Origin of the sequence: Pseudomonas sp. 7-41 (genome assembly GCF_021233075.1) — a bacterium.
Taxonomy (GTDB): Bacteria; Pseudomonadota; Gammaproteobacteria; order Pseudomonadales; family Pseudomonadaceae; genus Aquipseudomonas; species Aquipseudomonas veronii.
The window spans coordinates 4241096-4267782 of record NZ_CP089551.1; the positions used below are offsets into that span (position 1 = coordinate 4241096).

The following is a 26687-nucleotide window of genomic DNA, read 5'->3' on the forward strand; positions in this document are numbered from 1 at the left end:
GTCTCCATGGCCGAACCGCTGACTCACGACACCCTCATCCAGGAGTCCTGGCGCCGCTGCCGCGCATTCGGCCTGGACCACCAGAGCCCACCCAGCTTTGACCAACTGCCCGCAGAGAGCATCAGCCAATTGCTGGAGAGCCAGCATTCCCTGGTGCAGACCACCCACCAGGAAGTGTTGCCTTACTACGAGAACATCCTGAGCAACTCCAACTGCCTGATCATGCTGGCCGACAACCAGGGCCAGGTTTTGACGTCGTGGGGCACCCAGCGCTTTATCGACCCCAAGTTGGCCCGTGGCTTCAGCCCCGGCGCCAGCTGGATGGAGCGTTCCAGCGGCACCAATGCCATCGGCACCGCGCTGGCCTGTGCCCAGGCGGTGCATATCGAACACGATGAACACTTCCTCAAGGCCAACCGCTTCATGACCGGTTCGGCGGCGCCGATCTTCGACGCCCAGCGCGAAATCATCGCGGTGCTGGACGTGTCCAGCGACAGCTACCTGCCGCCCTCCCACACCCTGGGCATGGTCAAGATGATGAGCCAGACCGTGGAAAACCGGCTGATCCTCAACCTGTTTCGCGGCGAGCATTTCCAGTTGACCTTCAACACCGGGCTGAACAACCTCGACAGCCAATGGGCGGGCCTGCTGATCTTTGATGAAAGCGGCCAGGTGTTATCGGCCAACCGCCGCGCCGACAACCTGCTGGGCATCAGCCTGTCGCGGGTGATGATCGACCGCTTGTTCAAGGTGTCGATGCTGGAGTTACTGAATCAGCCGGAGGGTTTGCCGTTCTCCTTGCAGGCGGCCGGCCGCAATCGTTTCCAGTGTTTATTGAAGCGGCCCAAGCAGATGCCGGTACACGCGCGGGTTTTCAGCGAACCGGCGCCGCCGCAAGCCGCACCGATCAGCCTCAAGACCCTGCATTTCGGCGATGTGCGCGTGGAAAAAGCCGTGCGCCAGGCCGAGCGCCTGCTGGAAAAGGACATTCCGCTGCTGATCCACGGTGAAACCGGCGTGGGCAAAGAGGTATTCGTCAAAGCCCTGCACCAGGCCAGTTCGCGCAGCCAACAGGCCTTTATCGCGGTGAACTGTGCGGCGATTCCCGCTGAGCTGGTGGAATCGGAACTGTTCGGCTACGAAAAAGGCGCCTTCACCGGCGCCAATCAAAAAGGCAGCGTCGGCCTGATCCGCAAGGCCGACAAGGGCACGCTGTTTCTCGACGAGATCGGTGATATGCCACTGCCGACCCAGGCCCGCTTGCTGCGGGTCTTACAGGAACGCTGCGTGCAACCGGTGGGCAGCAGCGAGTTGTTCCCGGTGGATTTGCGCATCATCTCCGCCACCAACCATGTGCTACGCGAGCAGGTGCAGGCCGGGCGCTTCCGTGAGGATTTGTACTACCGCATTGGCGGGCTGACCCTGGAGTTGCCGCCACTGCGCGAGCGCACTGACAAGCGGGCGTTGTTCCAACAACTGTGGCAGCAACACCGCGAACCGAAGCAATGGGCCGGGCTGAGCGCCGAGGTGCTGGCGTTGTTCGAGCAGCACCCGTGGCCGGGCAATTTGCGCCAGGTCAGCAGTGTGTTGCAGGTGGCGTTGGCCATGGCCGAGGAGCAGCCGATCCGCCCGGAGCATCTGCCGGACGACTTCTTCGTCGATCTGAACGTGACGGCGCCGCTGCCCACCAGCGCGCCTCTGGAGGACAGCATTGACCTGACGCGGCGCTTGAAAGCGGCAGGCGGGAATATTTCCCACCTGGCGCGGGAACTCGGCGTGAGCCGCAACACCCTGTACAAGCGCCTGCGCCAAGGCAATGACTGAAACCCGGGCAGCAATCGACCGCTGCCCTCAGGCTTGAAACCGCCTCGCCCGCACGCGACACTGCGCCGCTCCATCACGAGGACACCGCCGATGACCGCAACCGCCGCCACCGTTTCTGCACGGGAGGCTTATCAAGTGCTCAAGGATATGGCCCTGGAAACGCGGGTCATCAGCGCCTGCGCGGCAGCGGATGACACGGTGAGCGTGGAAACCGACGGCTGGCGGATGGTGCTGCTGACCCAAGGTGCGGTGCTGGTGGGGTGTCAGCACTGCCGCTCACCCGACGGGCGGCATGGCTCATTGGACAGCTGGCAACGCTATGGCACCAACCCAGTGGCATTGATGAGTACGTGGGAGCACGCGCAAGTCGAGCGCCTGTTGTCGGTGTCTCAGCGCCAGCTCCACGACACGCCGGTGTAGATGCCCCGACCGTCCCCGGGCGTGGAGCGGGCGGCGTCCAGGCCCTTGTCGTCATAACCCGGGGTGACGGTGTTGGCGTAGCGGCGGTTGGTCAGGTTGCGCAGGTCGACCCAGGCTTGCCAGTCCTGCTGCGGGGCGTCGTAGCCGAACGTGGCGCCGAGTAAGGTATAGGCCGCCGCGTAGTAGGAATTGGCGTAATCCACCGCCACCCGCGAGGAATGCTCGGTGTTGAGACTGGTGTAGAAACCGGTCGGATGGCTGTAGCGCAACTGTGCCTGGTAGTAGTGCTTGGGAATGCCCGGCAAGGTGTTGTCGCCGAAGCGGTCGTCGTTGCGGTAGTGGAAGTCGCTGAAGGTGTAAGCCTGGCGCAGGGCGAGCTTACCGCTGCCGCCGCCGTCCCACAGCGGACTGAGCAGGCTCAGTTCGACACCTTGGTGAACCGTGGGGCTGGCGTTGGCCTCGGCGAGGATCGCGTTGCTGGTGGGGGTCTGGGCCTGGGTTTCAACGGTGAGCAACTCGTGGCGCACTTCCGAGCGGTACAGTGCCAGGTCCCATTGGCCGAACCACGCGTCACCACGGCCGCCGACTTCCAGGGTGGTGGCGGTCTGGTTTTTCAAACTCACACCTTCGCGTTGCAGGCCGGTGGCCGGGCCGCTGCCCGGCCCGAAGTATTTGTTGGAACCCCAAATCATCGACCAGGCATGCGGCGGCTCGACCGAGCGGCTCAGGTTGCCGTACACCTGCAATTGCGGGGTGAAGTCATAGCGCAGGCCGATGCGCGGCGCATAGTCCCAGTCATGTTGACTGAGCGGCGCCTGGCCGTCGGGATAGGTCACCTGGGTTTCGCGGCGGGTGTAGATCGCGGCCAGGCCGGTGGTCAGCCACAGGTCCGGGACCAGTTCCAGGTCGTTGCCGATATGCAGCACCGTGTCGGAGCCCAGGTAGCTGTAGTCGCGGGTCTTGGTGCCGGGGGCGTAGCCTGCGGTATTGCCGACAGGAATTCGCACGTATTCCGACGCGCCATTGTTGGGCATCGCCTGGGTGGTGCGCAGGCCGATCGTGGTTTTACTGTCGTGACCGAACAGGGTGTCCTGGCGAATGTAGTTCAGCGTGCCGCTGATATCGGTGTAGGCGACTTTCAGGCGATTGGTGCCCTCGCGCAGGTCCATCGGGTAGTCGTGATAGGCCAGGCCGACTTCGAGCCGTGCGTTGTCGTCGAGCTGCAACGTGGTCTTGTTGGCGATCCAGGTGGAGCCCGGTTGCAGGCGTTTTGAATCGCGGGCGGCGTTGAGGCTGTTGGCGGCACGCGGATCATGGCTGATCTGGTAGCGCGTGAGCTTGCCTGGCGTGTCGTTGGTGGTTTCGCGGTAGCGCAAGTAAAAGCGCGTCTCCAGGTTCGGATTGAAACGGTAGCCGAAGTTGGCCGCGACGCCCTTGCCCGTGCCGGCGCTCTGCTGCTGATAGCCGTCGGATTCGGAATCGGTGAGGCTGATGTAATAGTCGGCATCCCCCAGCACCTGGCCCGAACTGATCTCGCGCTGGGCATAACCACGACTGCCCGCTTCGTAGCGCACTTGCAGCTTGGGCGCGTCGTAGCCGGTGTGGGTCACGTAATTGACCGCCCCACCCAGGGCCAGCGCGCCCTGATCAAAACCGTTGGCACCGCGCAGCACCTCGACGCGGCTTTGCCACAAGGGGTCCTTGAGTTCATAGGGCGTACCGCCGGGGCCCGTCAGCGGCAAGCCGTCGAGCGTCTCGTACAACCCGGAAGCATGGGCGCCGGGGCTGCGGTTGAGGCCCGAGCCACGGATCGAGAGTTTGACGCCTTCATTATTCGCCGCCTTGGCGTACACCCCGGCCTGATACTTGAACACGTCCTCGTTGGTGCTCACCCGCCCCTGTTGCACGCTGCCCATATCGATGTAATTGGTGCCGCCGGGCACGCGCTTGAGCTGCGCCTGCGCCACTTCAGCCGCGCTGGCTTCGCTGGTGGTGACTTCGACCGGCGCCAGTTGCAGGTCCTCGGCCTGCACAAGGGAACTGAGGGTCAGGGCAGCAAAAAGCAGCGGGGGTTGGCGCAGCAACATGGGGCGGGTCCTTGGAATGCGGGGGCGTGAAGGCAAGGCCTCGCACGCGAACTGTGATGGGAAGACCGGGACGCTCGCCAGGTCACGCCTTATTCACGGCGCAGAGCCTTCCCGGCCCCTGAAAAAACTACCTGTCTCCTAGCCCGCGGCGGACGCCAGCGCGCGCATGAAATCATCCGCCTCCGACCCCGCCGGAAAGCGGAACCCGTACATTTCGTCGGTCGTCAGAATGCTGTTGAGGGCGTCGCGAAATTGCGCTTCGGTCGGCGACTCCTGCAGCAGTTTGTGTGCCGGTAACAACAGCTCGGCAGAAACGCCTTGCGCACTCGCGGCGTCAATCACCGCAAACAGGATAAATCGCAGGCGGATTTCGCGATCCGTGGGCCAAACCGTTTTTCGCTTACCCAAGGTAGGGCCTCATATTTAAGAAAAGTCCGAGGCTATTGCCGACAGATGGGCGTTTCAAGCAGTGCAGTGCAAGATAGGGCACTTCCTACAGAGGAAACGGAAACACCGCACTCAACGGTCCTAACGCTCACTGCACCGGCAGAAAATTCATCAGCAACAGGCTTTGCGCGTAATTGACGCCAATGCGTCGGTAGCGCTCATCGAGCATCTGGGTCAGCAGGTCGAGCCGCGCGACGATCTTGCCGAACTCGACGGCGAAACTGAGGTTGCTGCCCTCCTCCGAGATCTCGTTGGAAAACAGCAGCAGCACGCCATTGGCATCCTGACGCTGGCTGAGCAGCCAGGTGGCCTTTTCGATATTGCGCGCCGCGTTGCTGACGAATTGCGGGTTGATCGTGTCAGAGATATAGAACCGGGTGCGCCCGCCATGTGCAGTCACCAGCATGCTGCCAATCGCATAGATAAACGCCCCGACCCGATCGCCGCGAAACTCGGGGCTCAAGGAGTAACTCAGGGCCGCCAGATCGCGACGATCCCCCAGGGCGGGCAGCGGTTGACGGTTTTCGATGGCCGAACGGATTTCCCGCGCCGCGCTCACCGCGTCCAGGTAACCCGACTGCCGCCACTGGTTGGGGTTGCGCAGGTACAGCTTGTTCATCAGCAAATACAGGCTTTGCAGGTTATCGCGCATGCCGAGGGTGGCCATGCGGTCGACGCTGGTCTGGAGAAACTCATCAGGCTTGCCATTGCTGAATTGCCTGGCGATATCGCGCCCCTGTTGCTGGCTGCAGGCGGTGGTGCAGAGCAGAAACACGAGGACGAGCCAGCGCGGGCGGTTCATCCATCGGCAGGTAAGAGGCGGGAACGTATGATCCATCGGCACCAGGTCTAGTTCTTATGTCCACACGCAGTATGAGTATGGCGGGGATAGAGATAGATCCGAAAAATCCGAAAAAGTGCAGGATTGGGCAACAGAAAACCCGGAATGACATGAGAAGCCCCCAGTGCATGTTAATGCGTTTCGCAAAGACACAACTTCGAGCACCCTATGCCGTATCGCGATCGGCAGGATTACCCAATCAGGATCTAGTACCGAGTGGCTTAGTCACAAATACAAAATAAGTGACTTTCAATATTTAAAATCACGCTCTGCAAAGCCCATACGCTGAAATACCGCTTCCTTTCAGACGTCTGCTGTTTAGATTGAAATGGGGACTCTGGCGCTCAACGCCGGTTCAACGACCGAAGTGACGCCGGCATCACCTATCGCTTGAACCAGCAGAAACGAGATTGAATACAATTAACAAAAACATAAAATTGATGAGCCTGCAGCCTGCCAGATCGTTACATCCCTGAGGTATCGGATCTAAACTGCAAAATATACTTAGCTATTTTGAATGAGGCTCCCGATCATGGCGTTCTGTTTTGGTCTATTCGCGCCACATTACCGTTATAAACATTACGTTTTGATCGACAACGACGGTTGCTGTATAGGATTCAAGACCTGCACTCGAAACCCTGGCGCAAAATGGGTTGAAACTGAAGAGATAAACCTGGCCTGGCTGAATAAACCATCTATCAACCGGTGCCCACCGCCCCCTTCAACAGCCCATCTAAAGACATAGAGCAAAAGACATTTTCATTCAAATCTACAGATTGCTTTTGCCTTATCGGCTTTCTTCGCAAACACACTTACAAGTACGCAATCCCTTCACATCAATATCACACTATTTTCACACTCCACGCAATTCAAAACCAACTAAGTTGCTTAAGTATGGGAAGTACTCTCAACTCGTTCTATTGCATTATTTTCACATTAATTGTTAAACAATGATGCTGGTAGCAGACCAGCCGCAATGGGGCAGACCAAAGCGACCTCAGGGTCGGTCGGCACCCGAACCAACACAACCGCGCAACGATCCGCAGGTTCAGGCGCCAAAATCGGCGACCTCAACCTTGCCGTGCAAAGCCCAGACATCAAGCGCTTTATACAAACAAAACGGCCAGTTTCAGCAGAACTGAAACTGGCCGTCAATGCGTTGCGTCTTCCGGGCTTGACCGGCGATCGTCCGCTTAGAAAATCGAGATTGGGTAATCCACGATCAGACGGGTTTCGTTGTAATCCCCTTCCGCCTGATCAGCGTTACCGCGGTGCCAGGCTTGACGCACGCGCATCGACAAGTCTTTGACTGGGCCGCTCTGTACCACGTATTTGGCTTCAAAGTTGGTTTCATGGTGCTTGCCGTCAGCACCATAACCATAGGCACGGTAGGCGCTGCCGACCGGCATGTGCGTGCCGTCGATATTGTCACCGTTGAGGTAGCGCGTCATAAAACTCAGCCCTGGCACGCCATAAGTCGCCATGTTCAAGTCGTAACGGGCCTGCCAGGACTTTTCGCCTGGGCCGTTAAAGTCAGAATATTGAACCGAGTTGGCCAGGAAGATGGAGTCGGCCAGATCACCCGACTTGTTATTACCCACGGCCACATAGTCGAACGGCGTGTCGCCGTGAACCTTCTGGAACGCCAGTGTGACGGTATGAGCACTCAGGAAAGAGTACGCCGCCGCCAACGACCAAGTGGTGTTGTTGATGGAGCCGGCTTTGGACTGGCCGGAGTCGGTGGTGCGGTAGATGTTGAAGTCCAGGTTCAATGATTGATCGGCAGTGAACGGAATCGTGTAGTTGGCATTACCGTAGTATTGATGCCAGACGTCCTTGAGGTCCGAGGCAAACACGCTCATGGACAAGTTATCGGTCAGCGTGTACTTGCCACCGAGGTAGTCAATGCTCTTGGCCGGTATGTTGGCATAACCGGCATACAATTCGTGGCTATTGTTGGTCGTGGTCGGACCGTTACTGCTGGTGAAGTGCCCGGCGTCGAGGTTCAACCCTTCAATTTCGCTGCTCAACAGGTTGAAGCCAGTCGCCGTTTGAGGCGTGGCGCGAGTACCCGCCGTGGCCAGGACCGGGTTGTTGGGCTGCAAGTTGCCATAATGCAGTTCAGTTTTGGAGAACCGTGCCTTGATCGACGCGCCTGCACTGCTGAAGTCATTCTCCGGCCGGCCGTTGCTGTCGACCGGCAAGTTGCCAGAGCCTGCATTGCCTTTGCCACCGTCCAGCTTCACGCCCCAGTATCCGTAAGCATCTACACCAAAACCGATGGTGCCTTGGGTGAAGCCGGAGGAGAAGTTGCCTTGCATCACCTGCAACCAATCCTGTTTGTCGCCCGCCGAATTCTTACCGTCACGATCAAAATAAAAGTTGCGAAGCAGCAGGTTCAAACTACTGCCTTCAACAAACCCCTTGGCAGTCGCTTGGTCCTCCACACCCGCGGCTGACGCTAGTTGACTAACACCCAGCGAGACCGTCAGCGCCACCAAATTCCACTTAAAAGACATTGTTTGTTCCCCTGTTTTTAATAGAGCTGCCTCGTCTCTCAACGCACAGTCAGCAGGATCTCCCCTGAAGTCAGGCGGTCAAAAGCGAAGAGTCATAAGTCGATGGCAGATGAGAAGGTTTCTAAGTCGCAACGCATTGACTGCGCAGCGCAAGGTACCGTTTTATAACGGTTTATTTTTAGTACAGGGCAGAGCCTAAGGTGAAAAACTTATAACACTTTCCCGCCGATGGAATGACCTCGTTTCCCGTGAAAGTAATTTTCCATTTCTGTAACAATTCAGGTTTATACAAGAAAGCCGGACGCGTGAAATGAGCTGGACATCGATGTTTCGCATACATCTAAAGTCCCAACTGCACGATGAAAACGGCACGCTCTGAGCCTGGATATCCGCAAAGGGCCGAACTGATTCAGGCGTTCTTGGAGCTCCCTTATCGAGAGCGGCGAATGCCGCAATATTTAAAGCAACGTTGTGCTAGCGTACCTGTAGGACGGATTACATGATGGTCTTAGACGCATGCCTCGAGGTCGATACGACTACAAGCCTCGAGACAGGACATCACATCGTTATAGAGCCAGCCTGCAGGTATCGCAGCGCCATGGGGGTACAGAACCTGATGACACACATTGCCCCATTGCCCCCCCTTGATTTGAATCACGATCACCCACTCATAACGGCCGCGCTGTGAACGCTGAGCTACCTCATTCAGGTTCGCAGACGCCGCTTGAGGGTTTGTGCGAGGCGCAGGTGCAGCAACGTCTGGCGCAGGACGGGCCGAACGAACTCCCCGCCTCCCGTCGACGCAGCGCCTTGCGCCTGATGTGTGACGTGGCCTTCGAGCCGATGTTTCTCCTGCTGGTCGCGTGCGGCGCTTTGTATATGGTGCTGGGCGATGTCCAGGAAGCCCTGATGTTGCTGGGCTTTGTCTTCGTCGTGATGAGCATCAGCTTTGTCCAACAGCGGCGCAGTGAACGCTCCCTGAATGCGTTGCGGGACCTCTCCAGCCCAAGGGCTAAAGTGCTAAGGGAAGGTAAAGAGTGCAGCGTTCCCTCGCGGGACCTGGTCGTTGGCGATGTTGTAATGCTGGCTGAAGGCGATCGCGTACCCGCTGACCTGCAACTGACAACATGCGCCAACCTATCAATTGATGAGTCCTTGCTGACCGGAGAATCCATGCCAGTCAGCAAGCTGGTCGCGCCGCAGTCTCATACACTTGGTGATCCAGCGCCGCCGCCAATGGATGCGACCCTTGCGCAGGCATTTTCAGGCACATTGGTCACGTGCGGCACCGCCCAGGGACGTGTCACCGCCACCGGCGAGCGCAGTGCGCTGGGCCGGATTGGCCAGTCACTGGCGGACATCGAGGTGGAACCCACCCCGACACAACAGCAAACGCGTCGTGTGGTCAAGCGGGTCGCTGTCATAGGCCTGGCGCTGGCGGCGGCGCTCGCTATCGCTTTCGGGCTGCTGCGCGGTGACTGGCTGCATGGGATGCTGGCGGGCCTGACGCTGGCGATGGCAATCCTACCGGAGGAGTTGCCGGTTGTACTGACGCTCTTTCTAGGCCTCGGCGCCTGGCGACTCGCCCGTGAGAAGGTGTTAGCGCGTAGCATCCCTGCCGTCGAATTGCTCGGTGCGACCACCGTCTTATGCGTCGACAAGACCGGTACGCTGACGGCTAACAGAATGACGGTCAGGCGCCTTTGGTCCGAGGAGGCTGAGTATGAAGTCGCCAGAGATGGTACTGACGGCGGCACGCCTTTGCAGGAGGCACTCCATGGTGTGCTTGAGTACGCGGTTCTCGCCAGCCACCGCCATGCTTTCGACCCGATGGAGTCGGCCATCGGCGAGACCGGGCAGAGCCTGCTCGCGCTCACCGAGCACCTCCACGCCGACTGGACGCTGATCGACGACTATCCCTTGTCACCCCAGATGCTGGCAATGTCGCGGGTGTGGCAATCGCCGAATCAACGAGAGCGACTCATTGCTGCAAAGGGAGCGCCCGAGGCAATCGTCGATTTGTGCCATATGGATCCCGTTCGCAGCGCGCGCATTGCGGCTCAGGTGCTGGCGATGGCGGCAGACGGGCTTCGCGTTCTCGGCGTCGCACAGGCGACCTTCGCCGCCGAGGTATTGCCCGGTTTACAGCACGACTTCGACTTCAGGTTTCTAGGATTGGTCGGGCTCGAAGATCCGATTCGTCCAGATGTGCCGCAGGCTATTGCCGAATGCCGAGCCGCCGGCATCCGTGTGGTGATGATGACGGGCGACCACCCGGCCACAGCGATGTCGGTCGCCAGGCAGGCCGGGCTGGGCACCGATGCGCCGGTGATCACCGGAACCGAACTGTCCACACTGAACGATTCTGAACTGGCCGCACGACTGATCACGACGCAGATCTTCTGCCGTGTTCAGCCAGAGCAGAAACTGCGCCTGGTACGCGCGTTCCGTGCACAGGGTGATGTCGTCGCCATGACCGGCGACGGTGTCAACGACGCGCCTGCACTGAAGGCAGCCGATATTGGCGTTGCGATGGGTGCGCGTGGCACCGAGGTCGCACGCGAGGCGGCCGCGCTGGTTTTGCTCAATGATGATTTCGAGTCGTTGGTGACCGCCGTGCGCTATGGCCGCCGCATTTTCGCCAACTTGCGCAAGGCGATTGTGTTTGTGGTGGCCGTACACGTGCCGATCGTCGGCCTATCGATGCTTCCAGTGCTTTTCGGCTGGCCGATGGTGCTGATGCCGGCGCACATTTTGTTCTTGCAACTGATCATCGACCCCGCCTGCTCGGTCGTGTTCGAGGCCGAACCGCTTGAGCCGGATGCGATGAAGGCTCCTCCACGTCGAAAGGAGCAACGGTTGTTCGACAGCGCAGTGATGATACGCGGCCTCTGCCAGGGCATTGGCTTACTGATACTGCTTCTCGCGACGTATGCAAGTATGAGGTTCTTTGCGCCGGTTGCGTCGGAGCGAGATGAGCTTGCGAGAACACTGACCTTCGTCGTCCTGGCGCTGGCCAACCTCGCCCTGATCCATACCAATAAGTCATGGGGCCGCACGCGCTGGGTGGGGCCTGGCGCGTTTGGCACCCAGCTCAGTTGGATCGCTTTCGCAACGTTGGCCATGTTGGCGATAGCGCTGTTTTTTCCGCCGGTTACCCAGCTGTTCTCATTCGTGACACCCGCGCCAGTACTGCTACTTTTCGCATTTGGCATCGTCGCGCTGAGCGTAATGTGGTTCGAAGTCGTGAAATGGCTAATACGAATGAGGAGCGAGCATAGCGACTGAGCGAAGCCTTTAGTGCTGATCCTCGAGTTCGCCAGAGGCTGCACGTGTAGCAACCCAGGCGAGGTTTGCTCAGCAGTTAATCGCTTAGATTGGCTCCCAGCTTTGGAAAAGCAAACCGGATCAGCAGCGCAACATCGGGCCCTTCGCCCGTGAGAGTAATCTCCGCCCCTCGAACATTATCGGGTAACGCGGCGAGTGGACTCGTCACGTTGGCGAACCTCTCACTCGGGTCAACGCCTTAATAAAAGGTGTACGGCAGGATTCGAACCCTGGAATCGCCAGTAACGTTCACTGGCTTCCAGGAGTCCAAAGTAACTTTTTAAAACAATACGTTAGATTCTAATAATTACCGCACCAAGGCACTTTTGAATGCGTTGGAGCCCGCGCCGATCTTGGGGCGCATAAGGTTGCAGAAATCATTCCGCCCTCCCCCGCGTGCTGCCGATCGAACACTATCGCCAATAGTCGTAGTGAAACATCCGGGGGCCGCTGATAATCTGCGACCACGTTCGCCAGCCGTTTAGGGATGGAGGCGAAAATAGAAGCCCTGGAGCCGCGAACCTCCGGGGCTTTGCTTTTTTGGCGCAGGCTGACACCCAACTCTTCTGGGCATTTTTCCTTTGGCCCTAAATTGTTCAGGGCGCTGGGCGAAATCCCTTTCAGTACCGACATGGCCGAAATCGGAATGGTTGTTATGTGCCTTGATCTTTCCCGATAGACACGTTCGATTGCCCCCCGCCGGATTGTTTGGTTGTCATGGATTTGGTGTGTTTGTGCATTGGCGTAGCCGTGAAGCAAGCCTACGATCAGCCCCTGAGACAGCCGACCTTGCGATTGCTCATGGTCGCGTTTAGCGCGGATACAAAAACGCCCGCGTGGCGGCGGGCGTTTGGCATAGATCGTCGAAGCGTTATCGCCTTAATCGAAGGCGCCGTTGAGGACTTCGTAGATTATGCCGGAAGCGATTGCGACCAGTATCAAGTCCGTGCCTGCCTGCTGCCATTCGTAGCCGTCGTAATGTGGAAGTCTGCCCAGCAATCGACCATCAAGCTTCTTGGCGATGCCTGGAGGAAGAGGCTTCCCTCTGGCGAGGTTCTTTTGTATTCCGGGTGGCAGTGAAGGGCCTGGGCTCCAGTAGTCACGGTAGCCGCCGAGCACTCCCAATACGCTGCTCCGGTCAATGCTTGGCCCGCGAGACCAGTCGTCTCCGCTGGAACCTTTCCCCTTATTACCCTGGTTGCCATGACCTTGACCACCTTGTGAGTTGCCTTTTCCATTGCCTTGACCTTTCCCATTGCCAGGGTCTGCGAGTGCAGCCACCGAGCCAACGGCCAAAGTAAGGCAGATAGCAGCTACAAGCGTGCGTGATCTAAACATGACTGTCTTCTCCGGAAGGGAATGCTCCCTGAAATGTAGACGGTATTGAAGGTTTTGGTTCCGTAATACTCATCCCGCTCGCTGCATCCGTTAACGGAGCGTGGCGCCCAACGATAACCGCCGATTAGGCCCCCTCCAGGTTAAAAAATTGCGGGATCAGGTGCTGCTTTCGATTTCACCAATCGTCGATGCCTTACACCCAGCACTGCCAAACACGTACATACATTCCCCTTGTATTTGATAGCTTAAAGCCATCAAGCGGCATGCCTCATGCGCAGAGCCACCTTGGACAAGACGTGGACGTCTGGCAATCATCACTCATTGGTGAATTGTTTCTATCAGGGAAGAGGATCTGAAGCTGGTGACCGCCACCCCATCCTCCATAGCCAAATGCTCAGGCATGCACGCGCGCCTATGGCTGATCCTGCCCGACCAAAGCGTTAAGCATTGGTGCCTTCCCAGGAATCTGTTTTGCGACCAACAGTCGTTGCCCAGGAGCACCCTCAGGAAATGGATTCCGGAAACCATTCAATAGACGGGGCGAACTCCGAAAAGCCAAACGAGTAGGAACTTAAATATGGAGATTTATAGTATGTCAGCTCAAGAAAACTACGTTGGTGTTGGCGGATGGACTGCTTACCACGAACTGACTCCAAAGGACCATGCTGTATTCAAAGAAGCCTTGGAAGGCTTTGTGGGGGTGCAATACACCCCTGAGACGGTTGCGACCCAGGTCGTCGCTGGCACAAACTATCGCTATCACGCCAAAGCACAGCAGCCTGGTTCGCCAGCAATCTGGGCAGCAATCGTAGAAATCTACGCCCCCCTCAAAGGTAAGCCGCACATCACCCAGATCATCCGCATCTAAGCGCGCTTAACACCCTTCGGGTCACGCGAGGATTGCGGGACTCGAAGGCTGATCGCGCGCCCTTGCTTGTGCTGCGCTTCTGGCTTCTCCCTCCCCTGGAGCCGCAAGCATGACGATTGATGTCCTCCCCGATCTGAATGCGTATCCCACCCCTGAGCGGGCGTTTCGCTATCTGCGACTTATTGCGAGGTGGCCGAGGCTCGTGGGGTGCGATGAAGGCTACGTGCCGGACCTCTTCCCCGCCCAGCATTACGGCGACTACCTGATCCTGAACATCGACCTGAAGCCAGGCCGGATCAAAAACTGGAGAAAGCCGATCGCCACCGACATCGAAAAGATGATCGAGGCGAACCAGGAAGACTGATCAACCAGCGCCGTGTATCGGATATCGCTCAGCCCTCTGTGATGACAGCAGGGTGTCACCTTGCCCCTGGCCTTAGCGGATTTTGTCGCGGCGTAGACGGGCAACACTCGGAGGGGCGACATCCGATGCGGACGAATTCGCGGCCTATAACGCTATAGGCCGCCACTGATACTCAAGGAATCAGTCATCCCGATCATCACGATCTCGACCGTGATAACGATCATACCCGCGATCATCGTATCGGCGATCGTACCCACGGCCCCGACCTTGGTCATCGTAGCCCTGGTCGTATCTGCGCCCATGATCATCCCCTCTGTAACGATCATGCCCATACCGTCCTCCGTCGTCCCAGATAGGCACGCAACCACCAAGCAGAATAAGACCAGAAATGGCCAAAAGGGTTATTGCTGCGCGCTTCATCTTGAACGTCCTAATTGCTTGAGAGGGTTAATTTTTTGACTGCAAATCAGCCCAATGATTCAGCCGTGCCCGCGAATAAACATCGGCCCGAGCGGCCGCCAGGGCATGATCAATTACACGTCGCTGAAGAGCATCGCGCCGGGGAAAATTGGCCAGGCCGATCTACCTGAGCGCCATGTGCATCGACGCCCGGGGCGACCGCTACAGCAAGTCCGTGGAGAGGGTGAGCACTAAAACCTTCAAGGCTGCCGCTACCGGCTTGTCCGACTCCGAGGCCGCGTCACACCCGTTCTTCAATGCTGATCCAGCGGCTATTGCTGCGGCAACGGCACTGCCGCTACCGCCGCTATCAAAATTCGCATGTCGTACCTTGTCCATAGACGGCATTGATATCTACAGCGCTCATCGAGAGCAAGCACTCACGACACCGGATATTTTGTCTGATGGCGACTGCCAGGTACGGAAAAAATGGTATCGGACAAGTGAACCTATTCCTTTCGGATCAACGTCAGCCAGATGCCATGGGTTCTCAGGATTCGGTGCTATCACCGTGTATCGGTCGCCCGAAGTCTGCAAAATCCCTCCGAGGCTTCCACCTACCAGGTCGGTCGCCTGCCACCCATCTCTGATGCACTCGGCGACAGCCTTAGCCGAATGCTTCGACTCGATTTCAAGCAATGGTGGATTCTTCCTGATGTCACCAACGCTTGAACACCCAGCCAGCAGAATAACCGCCAGTCCCGCTACAACACTTCGCATGTCGTTCCCTCTTTGGTTTGGCGGGACTGTAGCACCTGGCCGCAGAAAGCAAAAAGCCCAGCGCGAGGCTGGGCTCAAAGCAACTAATCTGCAAGAGACTAAGCGTCTGGAACTTCTTTATCGAGTGCAAGCTTTGGATCAGCCACCTCTACCCAGCCCTTCTTCAAATACTCATCTGCCACAATTTTACGTATCAAAAAACAGTAGATGATTGGCAGTCCAGCAATAGGTATAGCTGCCCAAGGCGGGCCTGCAAACAGCCCCAACCCTATAGCAATACCCCAGATCAATAAATGGCGCCAAAGGCCGGCGAAGCAAAGATAGAGTGGGCCTAGGAACAATATTGCCAGAACCTGAAACGCATCGACTTCTTCAACCTTGCCATTGTCTAGACTTTTGAAGTATCGGGCCATTGCACTCTCCGTGTGGGGGTTAATTCGGAAAAATAGCACTGGGAAAGCCAGATGCAAAGAGCCCTGCGTGGGGCTGGGCTCTTCTGTTGTGAGCTCAGCCCTTCTTCAGTGCGATGAAAGCACCGCCGATTCCAAAAACAGCACTGTAGCCGGCCCCGCACGGAACGTCGGGTTGTGCTTGGCTGCCTCAAGCATATGCGGAGCGAGATCATGTGCATCAAGCGCTTCTTTTGATGCCCACTTCTCGATCAATACAAAGCTATCGCTGTTTCCGACTACAGGGTGGATATCATATTGAATGCACCCTTGCTCAGCCCTGACCAAAGGAGCGAGTTTTTCAAAAGCCGCGAGCTGGTCCGAGCCTCGACCTGGCTGGGTATTGATGATGACGACAAGCCGAACTTCATCAGACATAGGTAACACGCCGCATACTAAAGAGGGGAAAATACAGTACGCTACAACCAAGTACAGATGCAAAAAGCCCAGCGATGAGCTGGGCCTAACTGGTTCAACTAGGCTCCGGTCACGGGAACTCTGCCAGCGTTGCAGTAAGGTAGTTGAATCTTTGATTTAGACTTATCGGCGGACTTCACCGTCCCATAGGCGGTTGCTAGTGTGGACACCGCGTCCACTGCCATCTTCAGTCCGGGTGTCGAATCGGCGCCCACCTTTGCCAAGCTACCGTTATCGTTTAGGTCTACTGAGAATTTAGAAGTTTCGAGCCATCCAGCCTCGTAACGGATATAGCTTTCCTGGGCCGCCGGGATTAGCTTCGTTTCAGTGACTTGGACCGCAAAGCAGCCAGTGTTTTCGTCGCCGCCGGCGTAACGTAGCATCTCACCTTCTTTATTCAGGATTTTGTCCTGAATGTAATGCTCCTTTACCTGAACTAGCCGAAAAAAAGGAACACCCTCACAACCATTCTTGCAGTCAGATTGCTCATACGTGACAATTTTCCCTGAGCATCCTGCCAGCACTGCTATCACTGAAAAAATCATAAACCGTTTCATGCCCACTTCCTCCCCTATATGGCTTATTGCCACAACAAGATCGTAGCGGGCGCTAGCGGAAGCGCCATTTTCTACGATCTCACCTGCTGAGAGATGGCTTGCGAGAAAGCTATCGAACAAGGAGATCCGATGCTCGCTGCAAAGATCGGCGGGTTTCAATTCCGAGATATCCGACCCAAGGCGGCGTCTGAAATTGTGGATATCGGCGATGCGAGCCTGCTATTGGGGCATAGCAATCAGGAAATCACAAAGCGCGTTTATAGGAGACTCGGCGCCACCGCGAAGCCGTCAAAATAGAAAAGTTATGGAACGCTTCCATAATAGTTCTGGAACGCCGAGCAAATTAAGATCGGAAGTGTCCAAACCCCAGAAACGCAAAAGCCCCGCATCAGCGGGGCTTTCGTGTAAATCTTGGCGGGAAACCAGGGATTCGAACCCTGGGAGCGCTATTAACGTTCGCCGGTTTTCAAGACTGCCGACTTAACAATAAAAATCAACAGCTTAGGTCTTCATCATTTCCGCACCAGAGCATTTTTTGATGCCCTACAAGCCGCATAGAACAAGGGGCGCGCATTAGGTTGCGGAAACGACTTACCCCTCCCCCGGCGTCCTGCCGACCGAACACAAACACCCCAAAGAACACCGACTGCTAAGCTGTTCACTCCACCAGAGGACCGCCGATGCCCAACTCAGACCTACTCCCTTCCCTGCTCTCCAAGCTCTACGAAAACCAGCTGGCCCTTGAGGCGTCCATCATGGAGATCTCGAACTGGGTCGAGCAGCGTGGCTCCGCTGATGTGGCCGAGAACGTGCGCGGCGCTCTGCACACCATCGACGAGAACGAAGAGTTCATCAAGCTGACCCTGGCCGTCCTCATGGCTCCTGACTGATCAGACAGTCAGCGAGCTATCGCCCTGACATACGCCTGGCACGCCCGCAGCGCGATCAATCCTTGATCGCCGTCACCGGTGATGGCGAGAATTCGTTGAGCATGCGCTGGGTCAAGTTGGGCTCGCGCGGCTCCATGAACCACGCCGACGGCGCCGGGGGTGGCAGGCACGTTGCAGCTACTGGCTGAATCCGCGGCGTCGAGAAGGACTGACAGCCGGACATCAGAAGTGGCAAGGCGATCGCGCAGAACAGCCTGGTTGCGTTGGGCATCGGATAATTCCCTGGTGTGTTGTTGGTCCTGGCCGGCGAGTTGCTTCTCCAGGGCCAGGCGCTTGTCCTGCTCGGTGCGCGCTTGGGCGGAGGCAGCATTGGTGATCTCCGCCAGGTCCATCTGGTGCAGGTTGACCTGTTCGGCGAGCTTCTTGCCCATCCGCCAGTCCTGCACCTGCCAGGTGCCGGCGGCGCTTACGGCCATCGCCAGCAGGATCGCGGCAAGGATCTGCCCGGGCGTCACGGCATCACCCCGCCCGCCAGCCGGTACTGCTTCAGCAAATCCTCCAGGCGGTGTTCGCGCTGCCCGTATCCGGCGCCGGGCAGGCTGGCCCAGATGTTCCGGCACTTCGAGATAGCTGTTTCGATCCGCCCGGCCACCACGTCGGGCAAAGCCCTGCACTCGCGGATGTGCTGCAGCGCAAGAAGGTCTTGGCTGATCGGGCTGAAGTCAGGCAGCTTGAGCAGCGCCTTGTAGTGCGGCCAGTCCTTCAGCATCTGCTGGTATCGGCCGGAAGCATTGGACGTCAACCCCTTGCTGTTGATGACCTTCGACGCACGCCCCTTGGCGAACGGGTGATCGGTGAAGTCTTTGAAGACCTCGGGCTTACGATCGGCGCCGGTGACGATCACGTCGTAACCATCCATGGTAGTGGCCGGAGATGTGCTGGTGCCCTCGGACCAGGCGAGCATGTCGAGGAACGCCAGCGCGTTACGGCCGCCGGCGAGTGATTCGGAAAGTCGGGCCATTGCTTTTCTCCAGGCAAAAATAAACCCGCTCATGGCGGGTGGCGTTGTTCAAGTACTATCAGGTGGGAGCTACGGGGCGCTTGGTGCTATCGGGGAAATCTGGATTTGTTCCAGTCCATTTACGCAATGCCAACCAATAGTCTTTCCATGCCTGTTCAGACCCAACAATCCCAGCATCTCCGAACTGAATAGCCACTACAGTCTCTTGCGCCCTGGGCATTTCAGTATCCCTCCAGAGGTTTTCAACTTCTGTCAGTTTAATGTTAAGACTGTGATCTGTAATTACCCATGTTCCATCTTCCTGTGCTGTATATTCTATAGAAGCTGGGCGCTGACTTTTCATTTCAATCCACCCATCTGGTGGGCCATCACCAGACTCATCTATAAATTGCTCAAAACCTCCAACAAGAGCATAAACTTTCATTACTTGATCCTCCAAGCCTTCACCCTGCAAGGCACAGCTGCTGTATAAGTTGCATTACCCGTTACGTTAATAGAGCCCCCTGCATATGATGACCCTGCATAAGTACCTGATCCTCCTACCGTAACAACAATACTTCCGCTGTCCATCTGGTCTGCCCTTACACCATATCCGGAGGTTGACCCTGTAACCCAGCCCGTAGTGCCCCAGTTTCCACCCACAAGTATTTCAGCTACGCACCATACGTTAACTCCCGCCCCCCACGGGTTAGTTACTGTGTATCTTGTGCCTGTAGCCACGTTTGCGGGTGCGCCAGCCGTCCCGCCATTAGGGTATAAGATTGCGGCATCTACCAGAGGAATACTAGATGGAATCCACAAACCCCAAACTCCAGCAACTAAACTTCTATTATATTTTACGCCTGCCGATGCAGTAGTGAACATCTGAATGGCATATGTAGACGCATACACATGACTTTCAAGATACCCACTATCATAGACAGGCAAGGTACCTTGACCAGATGTTAGCTGTACAAAATAATCACCACTTGAGCGCAGAGAATCAATATTAACAGACTCAATTCTTGGCAGTAAACCTCCCACCCCATGAGACCCAACGATAAGAACTCTTCCTGCTGTTGCATCTAATGTATCAACAACCACAGTAGATATTGCGGCAGTACCTAGCCCTAAATTAGATCTTGCGCCTGCTTGTGTAGCACTACCTGTGCCACCTTGAGCAAGAGACAGTGGTGTAGTGAGTCCACTTAGGGAGGTAATATCACTATTGGCACCGGAGCTTGCCTTGCCAGAGACAGAAGCAGCACTATTAGCTGCTTGTGTGGCGCTATTCGCGGCTGCTGTAGCACTATTTCCAGCATTAGTTGCGCTCGTAGCAGCGTTAGTTTTGCTAGCAGAGGCATTAGTTTCAGATACTTTAGCATTATCCTCACTAGTTTTTGCTGCTACTTTGCTAGAGTTCGCACTTGTAGCAGAAGATGCAGAATTTGTTGCGCTGGTGGACGCTGCTGTTGCGCTATTCTGAGAAGCTGTGGCGGCGGCTGTAGCTAATGTTACTTGTGCAGAGGCATCTGAAGCCGCCTGCCCAATGACTTGCGTAGCAGCTCGCAAAGCGTCAGCCGAATCCTTGACGTAACCCTGCATGGGCGCTAGTGAGTAACTGCCGGTCGCAACGGTAGTGCCTTGGTAATTCGGCGAGATCGACAGTGCAGTGTTACTGGCAATGTTGGTAATTTCGCACCACTCACCGTCAGGACCACGGAATGCATCGCCCACCCGGGCATTAGCAATGAAGGCGGTGCCCGTGCCGATAACGGCAGTAGACCCATTAGTAACGGAAACAGTGCCCGTTTTGTACCAACCCATACTTTTCTCCAGGCAATAAAAAAGCCGCACATGGCGGCTATCGGGTTTTACTCAGGTTGCCAACAGCTACGAAATTGGTTTTGCAAAAACAACAGGCGTATACAGAGTAGTTTGCAAGTCGACACCGATAGCCTGAATAACAAGCCTATCATTCTGATACTCCCAAACGGCATACATATTCCCCTGCCTAGATGTACTGCCAGCAACATCCATCGCTATATTATTTAGAAGCATATAATCCTCGCTCGCAAGACTGGATGGCGCCGTCCAACTTAATCTGTATACACCTTGGCTCGTTTGTGTGGCCCCCAAGTAAGACCAGCCTGTAATCGTCCTTGTAAATTGCGCACAAGGCGTACCGCTATCAAATAAAAGTTTGGAGGAGGCATCCCACAAGCGAAACCCATATGCAGCCGTGGGCTCTGACTTGAATGCTCCGGCAAACCATTTTCCAGAAGTTGCCTGGCCCACAATCCCTACAAAGGAAAAGCCTGTCCACGCTCGTGCTGATCCATGAATCAAGCAGAAACACAGTAAGTTTGACTGACTTGGCCTGACGAATACCAGCGGCGGCTCGTCAGTTGTAATCATCTTTGCGAACGGCACAAATACTCCTGAACCGCTACCATTCCAGGCGCCTTTCTCAAGTACAACAAGCCTCGAGAATTCAGAGTCAAGCATCACAACATCGGAATTATTGGTAAAAGTAACTCCATAAGACATTAGCGATACCTCATTACTAAAAGTCTCTGCGGGCTGAGCCCTATAGGCCCGGTCGAGGTAGAGGGGCACCCAAAAAACACAGTTACACCTCCAGCAGATACTAGCGGAGTGAACTGAATCGAATAGTTGCTTTGGCCGGTTGTGTCGTAGGCAGCAATAGGAACGCAGACTGCCGAATGTGTCTCTGGGTTTACACCGGGAATATCTATAAACCGACTGCGACCACTCGGCTCGACTATTTCTGAATAAACAATCCGTACAGTAAAAGAACTTTCATCCAGTTCCAGGAGGCCGGTCGGCCCCCACACTCTTACCCCGTAGCTCATGCGGAAAGGTCTCCCCACTGGTAGCGCTTGGTTCCGTTCTCGTCGAAGACCTTGCCGCCGGCGTTATTGATTACCTGCCGCGCCTGACCACCGAAAGCGCTGTTAATTTCAAAGGTCCCGTCGAAGAACAGCTTCCAGCCGGAAACGCCCGCTACGTAGTTGTTGGACGCAATGAAATTGCCGATTTTGGCGTTGGTGATCGTGCCGTCTTGGATGAACGCCGAGTTCATGAACACCTGCCCGCCTTGCACAGCAAACGGAACCGAGATCGCGCCGCCGGCGATCGTGTTCACGATGGCGAACCGGTCCGCGCTGACTAGGAACTGACTTTGCAGCCCCGCTGGGCCATTTTCGATGCTCAGACCCACCCCGGCGGTTATGTACTGCCCGGTCACGGAGTTGTATTGCATCTTCACCGACCACGACAGGTTCACCTTGTCATTGATATCACTGACTATCTGGGACTGTGTCTGAATGTCGGAAGTGTTCCCCTCAACATCGGTGTGCAGTTGCTGGATCGCCTGGGCCGTCGCCTGCCGGTCGGTGACCACGACACTTTCCAGATCGGTCACAGTGCCGGCGACCTCGACCACCGAAGCGGTTAGTTCTGTCTGCCGCTGCACCATGGCAGCGTTCTGCGAGGCCCGCGTCTTCACCTCCTGCGCGAAGCTCGCCGATGCGTTGTAGCCCTGGAGTGCGTCAGCGAGATCGCCCTCCCCGGTGTCATCCCTATAGGCAGACTGCAAGGCCTGAAGGCTTGACGCCTGGGCCGTAACTACGCCATCCAGTTCGGTAATGCTGGTGGTGTTGATCTCCACCTGGCGCGCGAGGCCGTTGGCAGTGACCACCACCTGGCCCACGTCCTGCCAGAAGATGGCGTTCGGCGGAGGTGTATCGACGGGGACCAGGCCAGTAGCCTGATAGATCCGCTTGCCCACCACTACCAGGTCGCCCTCGAGGTAGGTTTGCTCAGGATCGTAGGCAGACAGCCCGTCGAGCGCATCGATCTGCGCCTGCAGGCCCGGGATCTTGTCGATCTCGTCGTTGATGTCCTGGCCGAGTTCGGTCCGGCCGATCTGCCCAGCGATCAACCCCAGCACCGGCGCCGCGTCGGCACTGGCCATCCCCATCAAGCCGTTGCCGACTGGAAAGAAAGAACCGACGTTGCCAGTACGGTCCACCAGGCGCGCCCAGAAGAACAACGTCGCACCGGCCAGCAGCGACTGCATGCGGTAGTCGGCCTGTGGGTACGCCAAGTCGGCCAGCTTGGTAGCCACCGACAAGTCATTGGCCGGGCCATACCACAACTCGGTGCGCTGGGTGTCTTCGGCTCCGGCCGGGAAGCCCCAATTGATGCCGATGCCGAAGAGCTCGCTGGTGGTGGTAAGGAACGCCACCGCCGGCGGCAGGCCAACCTTCCCTTCCAGGTTGGTCAGATTGGAGCTCTTCCAGATCGACGAGATCTCGAAGGCGCTCACCGACCGAACCCGGGCCACGTAGGCGCCGGAGTAAATGCCAGTAACGTCGACACTGGTCGAACCGGTGCGCTGCACCTTGATCCAGTTGCCGCTGTCCTTGCGCCACTCCACGTCATAGGCGACCGCGCCAGCAACAGCGGGCCACGAGATGTTCATAGTGCTGATGGCGATGCCCTGGTTCACGGCGTAGCTCGACGTCAGCGTGACGCTCGCCGGCGCCTGAACGACGGTGATCGGCACAACGCTGATTGGACGTTCTTCCAGGCGCGCGCCTGTATCGATGTGCGCGAACTTGCTCGGGTCATACTGCACGGCCGATATCTCGAACACGCCAGGTTCCGGCCGGGCCACGCTCACCACCCTGTACAACGGGATGGCAAGGTCGTCGGCATCCAGCGCCCACACCAGTTCACGCTCAGGAGCCACTGAGTAGGCCACGGTAACGGTGACCTGCCGGCCGCTGACCAGTTGCACGGTGCGCCCCTCGCACTTGCCGTCGGGCAGGTTGAGGATCAGCCGGTCGCCGGGCTTGGCCTGGGTATCACGGTCCAGTGTGATGACCTTGCCGTTCACCGCCGAGATACGCCCGCCCACCGGTCGACCGGCCAGGAGTTCGTCGGCGATCGGGATCACGTAGCCAGGCAGCGGGATACGCCCGTCGAGGCCGACCTTGAAGGTAACGGCCCGGTCCTTGGAGTTGGTGAGCAGCGCCCACTTGCCGCGGCGCTGCGCCTCGGATTCTCGGGTGCAGCCGATGGCGCTGATCTCCAGCGGGTTGTCGCCGTAGCGGCGCTGCAGCTTGGCATCCGTAACGGCCGTGACGTCGGTGTCGTAGTTGTTCGCCGGGTTGTCGTAGCTGATCAGCGCGCGGCTGTACCGGGTGCGCTCCGACGCACTCGAGTAGGTGAACTTGCTGTCGATCACGTTCGCCCGGGTGTAGGCGAAGTCGAAATCAGTGGCGCGCGGCATGTCCGACAGCGTGAAGACCTGGCCCTGGGCCCAGTAGGTCATGCCCCGGTAGATCGCCGAGATGTCGCGCAGCAGCGACCAGGCGTCGGCCTTGCTCTGCAGGTTCAGGTTGCAGATGAAGCGCGGCTCCTGGCCGCCCTTCCCGTCCGGCACCAGTTGGTCGCAGTACTGCGAGATGCGGTAGAGCTCCCACTTGTCCACCATCCACGGTTTGATGCGCCGGCCCAGGCCGAAGCGGTCGGCCGTGGTGATGTCGTAGGTCATCCAAACAGCGTTGTCAGTCCAGGCCTGTTTGAAGGTGCCGTCCCAGATCCCGGTGTAAGAACGTGCCACGGGGTCGTAGTTGCTCGGCACCTGCATCTTCTTCAGCTTGGTCTCGACAGTCACGGCCGGAATGCTGCGGAACTGCTCGGCCGAAAATTCGATGTAGAGCAGCGCGGTGTTCGGATAACGGATCTTGGCGTCTATGACCTCCGTGAAGCCGGCAATCTGCATCGTGTCGGAAATTTTGTTGTTGTTCTGGTTGATGGTCAGCCGGGTGATACGCATCAACCAGCCGGTGGTGGCCCTGGGCAAATCGATACGGCGGGTGCGCTCGTAAAGGCTGGTGGTCTTGCCGTCGACCGCTTCGCTAAGCACCTGCTGGTAGGCGCCGCCGTCGGTGGCCAGCTCAACTTTGTACTCGATCCGGTAACCGTTGATGTTGCCGCTGGCATCCACAGACTGGAGTGCCGGCCAGGCAAAACGCACGCGCACGGCTGAAAGCTGGGTATTGGTGATCGCCCGAACCCACGGTGTGCCGCTGCGCAGTTCGGTACTGATGGTGGTTTCGTTCTCGATCGAGGGGATGCCCTGGATATAGGTCTGATCCACCGCCCCGGTGCGCCACTCCCACTTCACGTTCGGGAAGTTCATGTTGCCCTGGGGGTCTTGCAGGGGGGTGTTGTCGAGGTAGATGTCGCGCGCGGTGGGCGTGCCTTCGAACTCACCCTCCCCGATGGCAATCAGCATCTTGGCGATAGCGACCGAGCGCAGGCTGTCGGGGGCTTCCGTTGGCGTTTTTGGTTTCTCTTCGCCGCCCTTGGCACCATTGATGTCGATTTTTCGAGCTGCGCCCATGCTTTCCTCCAGGCAATAAAAAACCGCCTCATGGGCGGCTGCTGTGCTTCAGGTGTTCGCTACATCTGATCTTCGGCGTAGATCGCGGCACTGATGATCGCACCGCCAACCCGGCGCTTTCCGTAGCAAAGCGGGACAGGGTTGCCGGATGCAGTGGTGTTCTTGGCGCTGCCGAAGGCATAGCCGGGTGTGTTCTCTGGCGCGGCGCTGGTCTTGAGTCCGCCGGCCTGTGGGCTCAGCATTTGGATCACACCGCCGGCAGCGAGTGCAATGCCCGGAGCAGCAAGAGCTTGAAAACCTGGGATGAAAGAAACGGCGATCAAGATCACCCCGACGATCGTTTGAAGAAGGCCCGCTCTCTTGCTGCCAGTAATGATTGGGGCGATGCGAATCGTTTCCGTCCCTGCGTAATCTAGCTCTTTAGCGCCAAGGTTCTTCGATCCGCGAAACACAGCAAATTCGATGCCCCGCGACTTAGCATTTGAGATGAACCTTTCCAAACCTGGAATCTGTACACACAGAGCCTTAATTGCCTCTGCAGGCGAGCGCACGGAGAGTCGGAATGACCTCCCGAACTGCCGGAGCTGCCCGTAAAGCAATACGGTGGTCATGGGTTGGTAATTGATCGAGAGTGCTGACACGTTTTTTCTCCAGGCAATAAAAAACCGCCCGGAGGCGGTTTGTTGTAATTTTTTACAGACAGCTTCTAACCGCCTTTTCCATGTCGCTTCTACCCCATCCGGGGCCCCAGGCCAGGCGCTGATAAAGCTTGACCTCGCTACCCTTTGCGACCTTTCTGATGCTCAGCAATTCGTCAGTCATATTGTTGCTTGCCGCGATCAGGCGATAGCCATATTCCGTTTCGGACATCGTAACGTCGCTGCGTGCGTCCTGCCACCGCGGGAATACACACAATGCATACCGTTTTGGATCTTTCGCGGTGCTGCCTGAAATACTCGGGTCTTTCGCCTCAAGGTCGCCAGGGGACACACACCCCGCCAGCATCGCCACCGCAACCGCCGCTATCAAAATTCGCATGCTTGCTCCTAAAAAATTGATCCGCCGAAAGTGAAGAATTTGAACGATATCTTCTCGTCATTCACATCTCTCATTTCATAGCGAATCCTGTCGAGCCCATTATCTACACGAGCGGCTTCAAGATGCATGAACTGGGTCAGCCCACCACCAAACCCGCTCAAATTAAGAGCGCTGACATCATGAAAAGTCAGTGTCACCGCATCCAAATCTGACCCATTGGCAGAAAGCACCAAAACCAAATCGTATTTGAAATCGTCGAATTTGATGTTGATCGACATAACACAATCATGCTCGCGCAGCAGATCGTTTAAGCGATCAAGCCTATCCATGTGTCAACCCGTCTGGGATAAATTTCGGTGCCACATGCATGTCGTTCCCTCTGTAGTTTGTCTATTTGAAGCTCGTCGGAATGGTGGGCACTTCAACGACCTTGCCGTCCACCATGCGGAAAGAGACCACTCGGCTCGCGCCAGTCATACCGTTCGCGTGGCTCCAAATCCACATTTGCCCATCGGCGCGGGAAACCACCGAGTACGGAGGCCCCATGATTTGAGTCACCTGCTCCTCAGTCATCCCTATCTGAACCCTCCTGGCATCGTCATACGAAAAACTAGTGCCAGCACATCCTGAAAGCACCAGAGCCAGAAATGCGGCCGCCGCGAAGCCGATAATCCTCATGA

The 26687-nt window shown here is 57.1% G+C and carries 25 protein-coding genes and 1 pseudogene; 7 read left to right on the forward strand and 19 right to left on the reverse strand.

Annotated elements, in window-relative coordinates; all coding sequences use genetic code 11:
• Positions 1–6 precede the first annotated feature (6 nt).
• Together LQ249_RS18835 and LQ249_RS18840 are read left to right on the forward strand one after the other, a co-directional pair.
• Positions 7–1824: a sigma-54-dependent Fis family transcriptional regulator gene (locus tag LQ249_RS18835; protein WP_232565762.1), complete on the forward strand. Its 1818-nt coding sequence runs from the start codon at positions 7–9 to the stop codon at positions 1822–1824.
• A 90-nt stretch (positions 1825–1914) separates the two neighbouring features.
• Positions 1915–2244, forward strand: coding sequence for a DUF7693 family protein (locus LQ249_RS18840; RefSeq protein WP_046383018.1), 330 nt, complete (start codon positions 1915–1917; stop codon positions 2242–2244).
• Here the strand turns inward: LQ249_RS18840 and LQ249_RS18845 are convergent.
• The 4 genes from LQ249_RS18845 to LQ249_RS18860 form a co-directional block, all read right to left on the reverse strand.
• Positions 2214–4331: a TonB-dependent receptor family protein gene (locus tag LQ249_RS18845; protein WP_057004398.1), complete on the reverse strand. Its 2118-nt coding sequence runs from the start codon at positions 4329–4331 to the stop codon at positions 2214–2216. The two genes, LQ249_RS18840 and LQ249_RS18845, sit on opposite strands and share 31 nt — an antisense overlap.
• Positions 4332–4469: 138 nt before the next feature.
• On the reverse strand, positions 4470–4739 hold the full coding sequence (locus LQ249_RS18850; RefSeq protein ID WP_017846713.1) for a hypothetical protein: 270 nt from the start codon (positions 4737–4739) through the stop codon (positions 4470–4472).
• 127 nt (positions 4740–4866) lie between these two features.
• A complete protein-coding gene (locus tag LQ249_RS18855; RefSeq protein ID WP_017846714.1) occupies positions 4867–5580 on the reverse strand; it encodes a hypothetical protein in 714 nt (237 codons plus the stop codon).
• A 1232-nt stretch (positions 5581–6812) separates the two neighbouring features.
• Entirely contained in the window at positions 6813–8138 is a 1326-nt protein-coding gene (locus LQ249_RS18860) for an OprD family porin (protein WP_057004399.1), read from the reverse strand.
• Positions 8139–8822: 684 nt separating this feature from the next.
• On the opposite strand from LQ249_RS18860, the gene LQ249_RS18865 reads away from it, so the two are divergent.
• The gene (locus LQ249_RS18865) at positions 8823–11426 is read left to right on the forward strand and encodes a cation-translocating P-type ATPase (RefSeq protein WP_232565763.1); all 2604 of its coding nucleotides are present in this window, start codon (positions 8823–8825) and stop codon (positions 11424–11426) included.
• A 918-nt stretch (positions 11427–12344) separates the two neighbouring features.
• Here LQ249_RS18865 and LQ249_RS18870 read toward each other — a convergent pair.
• Positions 12345–12803, reverse strand: coding sequence for an anti-virulence regulator CigR family protein (locus LQ249_RS18870; RefSeq protein ID WP_232565764.1), 459 nt, complete (start codon positions 12801–12803; stop codon positions 12345–12347).
• A 592-nt stretch (positions 12804–13395) separates the two neighbouring features.
• Here LQ249_RS18870 and LQ249_RS18875 point away from each other — a divergent pair.
• Positions 13396–13671 carry a hypothetical protein gene (locus tag LQ249_RS18875; RefSeq protein ID WP_046385245.1) on the forward strand — a complete coding sequence of 92 codons (276 nt, stop codon included), beginning with the start codon at positions 13396–13398 and terminating at the stop codon, positions 13669–13671.
• A 109-nt stretch (positions 13672–13780) separates the two neighbouring features.
• A complete protein-coding gene (locus LQ249_RS18880; protein WP_057004403.1) occupies positions 13781–14035 on the forward strand; it encodes a hypothetical protein in 255 nt (84 codons plus the stop codon).
• A 152-nt stretch (positions 14036–14187) separates the two neighbouring features.
• On the opposite strand, the gene LQ249_RS18885 is transcribed toward LQ249_RS18880, so the two are convergent.
• The 4 genes from LQ249_RS18885 to LQ249_RS18900 form a co-directional block, all read right to left on the reverse strand.
• Positions 14188–14367, reverse strand: a complete 180-nt coding sequence (locus tag LQ249_RS18885; protein WP_057004404.1) for a hypothetical protein — start codon at positions 14365–14367, stop codon at positions 14188–14190.
• Positions 14368–15312: 945 nt separating this feature from the next.
• The gene (locus tag LQ249_RS18890; protein WP_046383008.1) at positions 15313–15627 is read right to left on the reverse strand and encodes a hypothetical protein; all 315 of its coding nucleotides are present in this window, start codon (positions 15625–15627) and stop codon (positions 15313–15315) included.
• 105 nt (positions 15628–15732) lie between these two features.
• Entirely contained in the window at positions 15733–16041 is a 309-nt protein-coding gene (locus tag LQ249_RS18895; protein ID WP_057004405.1) for a putative quinol monooxygenase, read from the reverse strand.
• Between the two features lie 98 nt (positions 16042–16139).
• On the reverse strand, positions 16140–16796 hold the full coding sequence (locus LQ249_RS18900; protein ID WP_158276048.1) for a hypothetical protein: 657 nt from the start codon (positions 16794–16796) through the stop codon (positions 16140–16142).
• On the opposite strand from LQ249_RS18900, the pseudogene LQ249_RS18905 reads away from it, so the two are divergent.
• Together LQ249_RS18905 and LQ249_RS18910 are read left to right on the forward strand one after the other, a co-directional pair.
• Positions 16728–16934 (forward strand): annotated as a pseudogene (locus tag LQ249_RS18905) (integrase); the annotation flags it as partial. The gene LQ249_RS18900 and the pseudogene LQ249_RS18905 sit on opposite strands and share 69 nt — an antisense overlap.
• A gap of 383 nt (positions 16935–17317) precedes the next feature.
• Positions 17318–17527 (forward strand): hypothetical protein, encoded by a 210-nt coding sequence (locus tag LQ249_RS18910; protein ID WP_046383000.1) that lies wholly within the window; start codon positions 17318–17320, stop codon positions 17525–17527.
• A gap of 8 nt (positions 17528–17535) precedes the next feature.
• Here the strand turns inward: LQ249_RS18910 and LQ249_RS18915 are convergent, their stop codons facing one another.
• From LQ249_RS18915 to bamE, 10 genes are all read right to left on the reverse strand, one after another.
• Entirely contained in the window at positions 17536–18042 is a 507-nt protein-coding gene (locus LQ249_RS18915) for a lysis system i-spanin subunit Rz (RefSeq protein ID WP_232565765.1), read from the reverse strand.
• Entirely contained in the window at positions 18039–18548 is a 510-nt protein-coding gene (locus LQ249_RS18920) for a glycoside hydrolase family 24 protein (RefSeq protein ID WP_232565766.1), read from the reverse strand. The genes LQ249_RS18915 and LQ249_RS18920 overlap by 4 nt, the downstream gene beginning before the upstream one ends.
• Before the next feature lie 58 nt (positions 18549–18606).
• Positions 18607–18972, reverse strand: a complete 366-nt coding sequence (locus LQ249_RS18925; protein WP_232565767.1) for a hypothetical protein — start codon at positions 18970–18972, stop codon at positions 18607–18609.
• Complete coding sequence (locus LQ249_RS18930; RefSeq protein ID WP_232565768.1) at positions 18972–20354, reverse strand: pyocin knob domain-containing protein; 1383 nt, start codon at positions 20352–20354, stop codon at positions 18972–18974. The genes LQ249_RS18925 and LQ249_RS18930 overlap by 1 nt, the downstream gene beginning before the upstream one ends.
• A gap of 66 nt (positions 20355–20420) precedes the next feature.
• Positions 20421–21077: a hypothetical protein gene (locus tag LQ249_RS18935; protein ID WP_232565769.1), complete on the reverse strand. Its 657-nt coding sequence runs from the start codon at positions 21075–21077 to the stop codon at positions 20421–20423.
• A gap of 322 nt (positions 21078–21399) precedes the next feature.
• Positions 21400–24969, reverse strand: a complete 3570-nt coding sequence (locus LQ249_RS18940; RefSeq protein WP_232565770.1) for a phage tail protein — start codon at positions 24967–24969, stop codon at positions 21400–21402.
• Between the two features lie 59 nt (positions 24970–25028).
• Positions 25029–25610, reverse strand: a complete 582-nt coding sequence (locus tag LQ249_RS18945) for a tail assembly protein (protein ID WP_232565771.1) — start codon at positions 25608–25610, stop codon at positions 25029–25031.
• A 52-nt stretch (positions 25611–25662) separates the two neighbouring features.
• Positions 25663–26007, reverse strand: coding sequence for a hypothetical protein (locus LQ249_RS18950; protein WP_232565772.1), 345 nt, complete (start codon positions 26005–26007; stop codon positions 25663–25665).
• 8 nt (positions 26008–26015) lie between these two features.
• Positions 26016–26336 (reverse strand): hypothetical protein, encoded by a 321-nt coding sequence (locus LQ249_RS18955; protein ID WP_232565773.1) that lies wholly within the window; start codon positions 26334–26336, stop codon positions 26016–26018.
• Positions 26337–26397: 61 nt separating this feature from the next.
• Positions 26398–26685, reverse strand: coding sequence for an outer membrane protein assembly factor BamE domain-containing protein (bamE, locus tag LQ249_RS18960; protein WP_167655268.1), 288 nt, complete (start codon positions 26683–26685; stop codon positions 26398–26400).
• Positions 26686–26687 lie beyond the last annotated feature (2 nt).

What these genes read in the sequence shown, in the direction of transcription:
- LQ249_RS18835 (WP_232565762.1), top strand. Translation starts at nt 7, where the DNA reads ATGGCCGAACCGCTGACTCACGACACCCTCATCCAGGAGTCCTGGCGC.
- LQ249_RS18840 (WP_046383018.1), top strand. Translation starts at nt 1,915, where the DNA reads ATGACCGCAACCGCCGCCACCGTTTCTGCACGGGAGGCTTATCAAGTG.
- LQ249_RS18845 (WP_057004398.1), bottom strand. Translation starts at nt 4,331, where the DNA reads ATGTTGCTGCGCCAACCCCCGCTGCTTTTTGCTGCCCTGACCCTCAGT.
- LQ249_RS18855 (WP_017846714.1), bottom strand. Translation starts at nt 5,580, where the DNA reads ATGAACCGCCCGCGCTGGCTCGTCCTCGTGTTTCTGCTCTGCACCACC.
- LQ249_RS18860 (WP_057004399.1), bottom strand. Translation starts at nt 8,138, where the DNA reads ATGTCTTTTAAGTGGAATTTGGTGGCGCTGACGGTCTCGCTGGGTGTT.
- LQ249_RS18870 (WP_232565764.1), bottom strand. Translation starts at nt 12,803, where the DNA reads ATGTTTAGATCACGCACGCTTGTAGCTGCTATCTGCCTTACTTTGGCC.
- LQ249_RS18875 (WP_046385245.1), top strand. Translation starts at nt 13,396, where the DNA reads ATGTCAGCTCAAGAAAACTACGTTGGTGTTGGCGGATGGACTGCTTAC.
- LQ249_RS18880 (WP_057004403.1), top strand. Translation starts at nt 13,781, where the DNA reads ATGACGATTGATGTCCTCCCCGATCTGAATGCGTATCCCACCCCTGAG.
- LQ249_RS18885 (WP_057004404.1), bottom strand. Translation starts at nt 14,367, where the DNA reads ATGGGCATGATCGTTACAGAGGGGATGATCATGGGCGCAGATACGACC.
- LQ249_RS18890 (WP_046383008.1), bottom strand. Translation starts at nt 15,627, where the DNA reads ATGGCCCGATACTTCAAAAGTCTAGACAATGGCAAGGTTGAAGAAGTC.
- LQ249_RS18895 (WP_057004405.1), bottom strand. Translation starts at nt 16,041, where the DNA reads ATGTCTGATGAAGTTCGGCTTGTCGTCATCATCAATACCCAGCCAGGT.
- LQ249_RS18910 (WP_046383000.1), top strand. Translation starts at nt 17,318, where the DNA reads ATGCCCAACTCAGACCTACTCCCTTCCCTGCTCTCCAAGCTCTACGAA.
- LQ249_RS18920 (WP_232565766.1), bottom strand. Translation starts at nt 18,548, where the DNA reads ATGGCCCGACTTTCCGAATCACTCGCCGGCGGCCGTAACGCGCTGGCG.
- LQ249_RS18925 (WP_232565767.1), bottom strand. Translation starts at nt 18,972, where the DNA reads ATGAAAGTTTATGCTCTTGTTGGAGGTTTTGAGCAATTTATAGATGAG.
- LQ249_RS18930 (WP_232565768.1), bottom strand. Translation starts at nt 20,354, where the DNA reads ATGGGTTGGTACAAAACGGGCACTGTTTCCGTTACTAATGGGTCTACT.
- LQ249_RS18935 (WP_232565769.1), bottom strand. Translation starts at nt 21,077, where the DNA reads ATGTCTTATGGAGTTACTTTTACCAATAATTCCGATGTTGTGATGCTT.
- LQ249_RS18940 (WP_232565770.1), bottom strand. Translation starts at nt 24,969, where the DNA reads ATGGGCGCAGCTCGAAAAATCGACATCAATGGTGCCAAGGGCGGCGAA.
- LQ249_RS18950 (WP_232565772.1), bottom strand. Translation starts at nt 26,007, where the DNA reads ATGCGAATTTTGATAGCGGCGGTTGCGGTGGCGATGCTGGCGGGGTGT.
- LQ249_RS18955 (WP_232565773.1), bottom strand. Translation starts at nt 26,336, where the DNA reads ATGGATAGGCTTGATCGCTTAAACGATCTGCTGCGCGAGCATGATTGT.
- bamE (WP_167655268.1), bottom strand. Translation starts at nt 26,685, where the DNA reads ATGAGGATTATCGGCTTCGCGGCGGCCGCATTTCTGGCTCTGGTGCTT.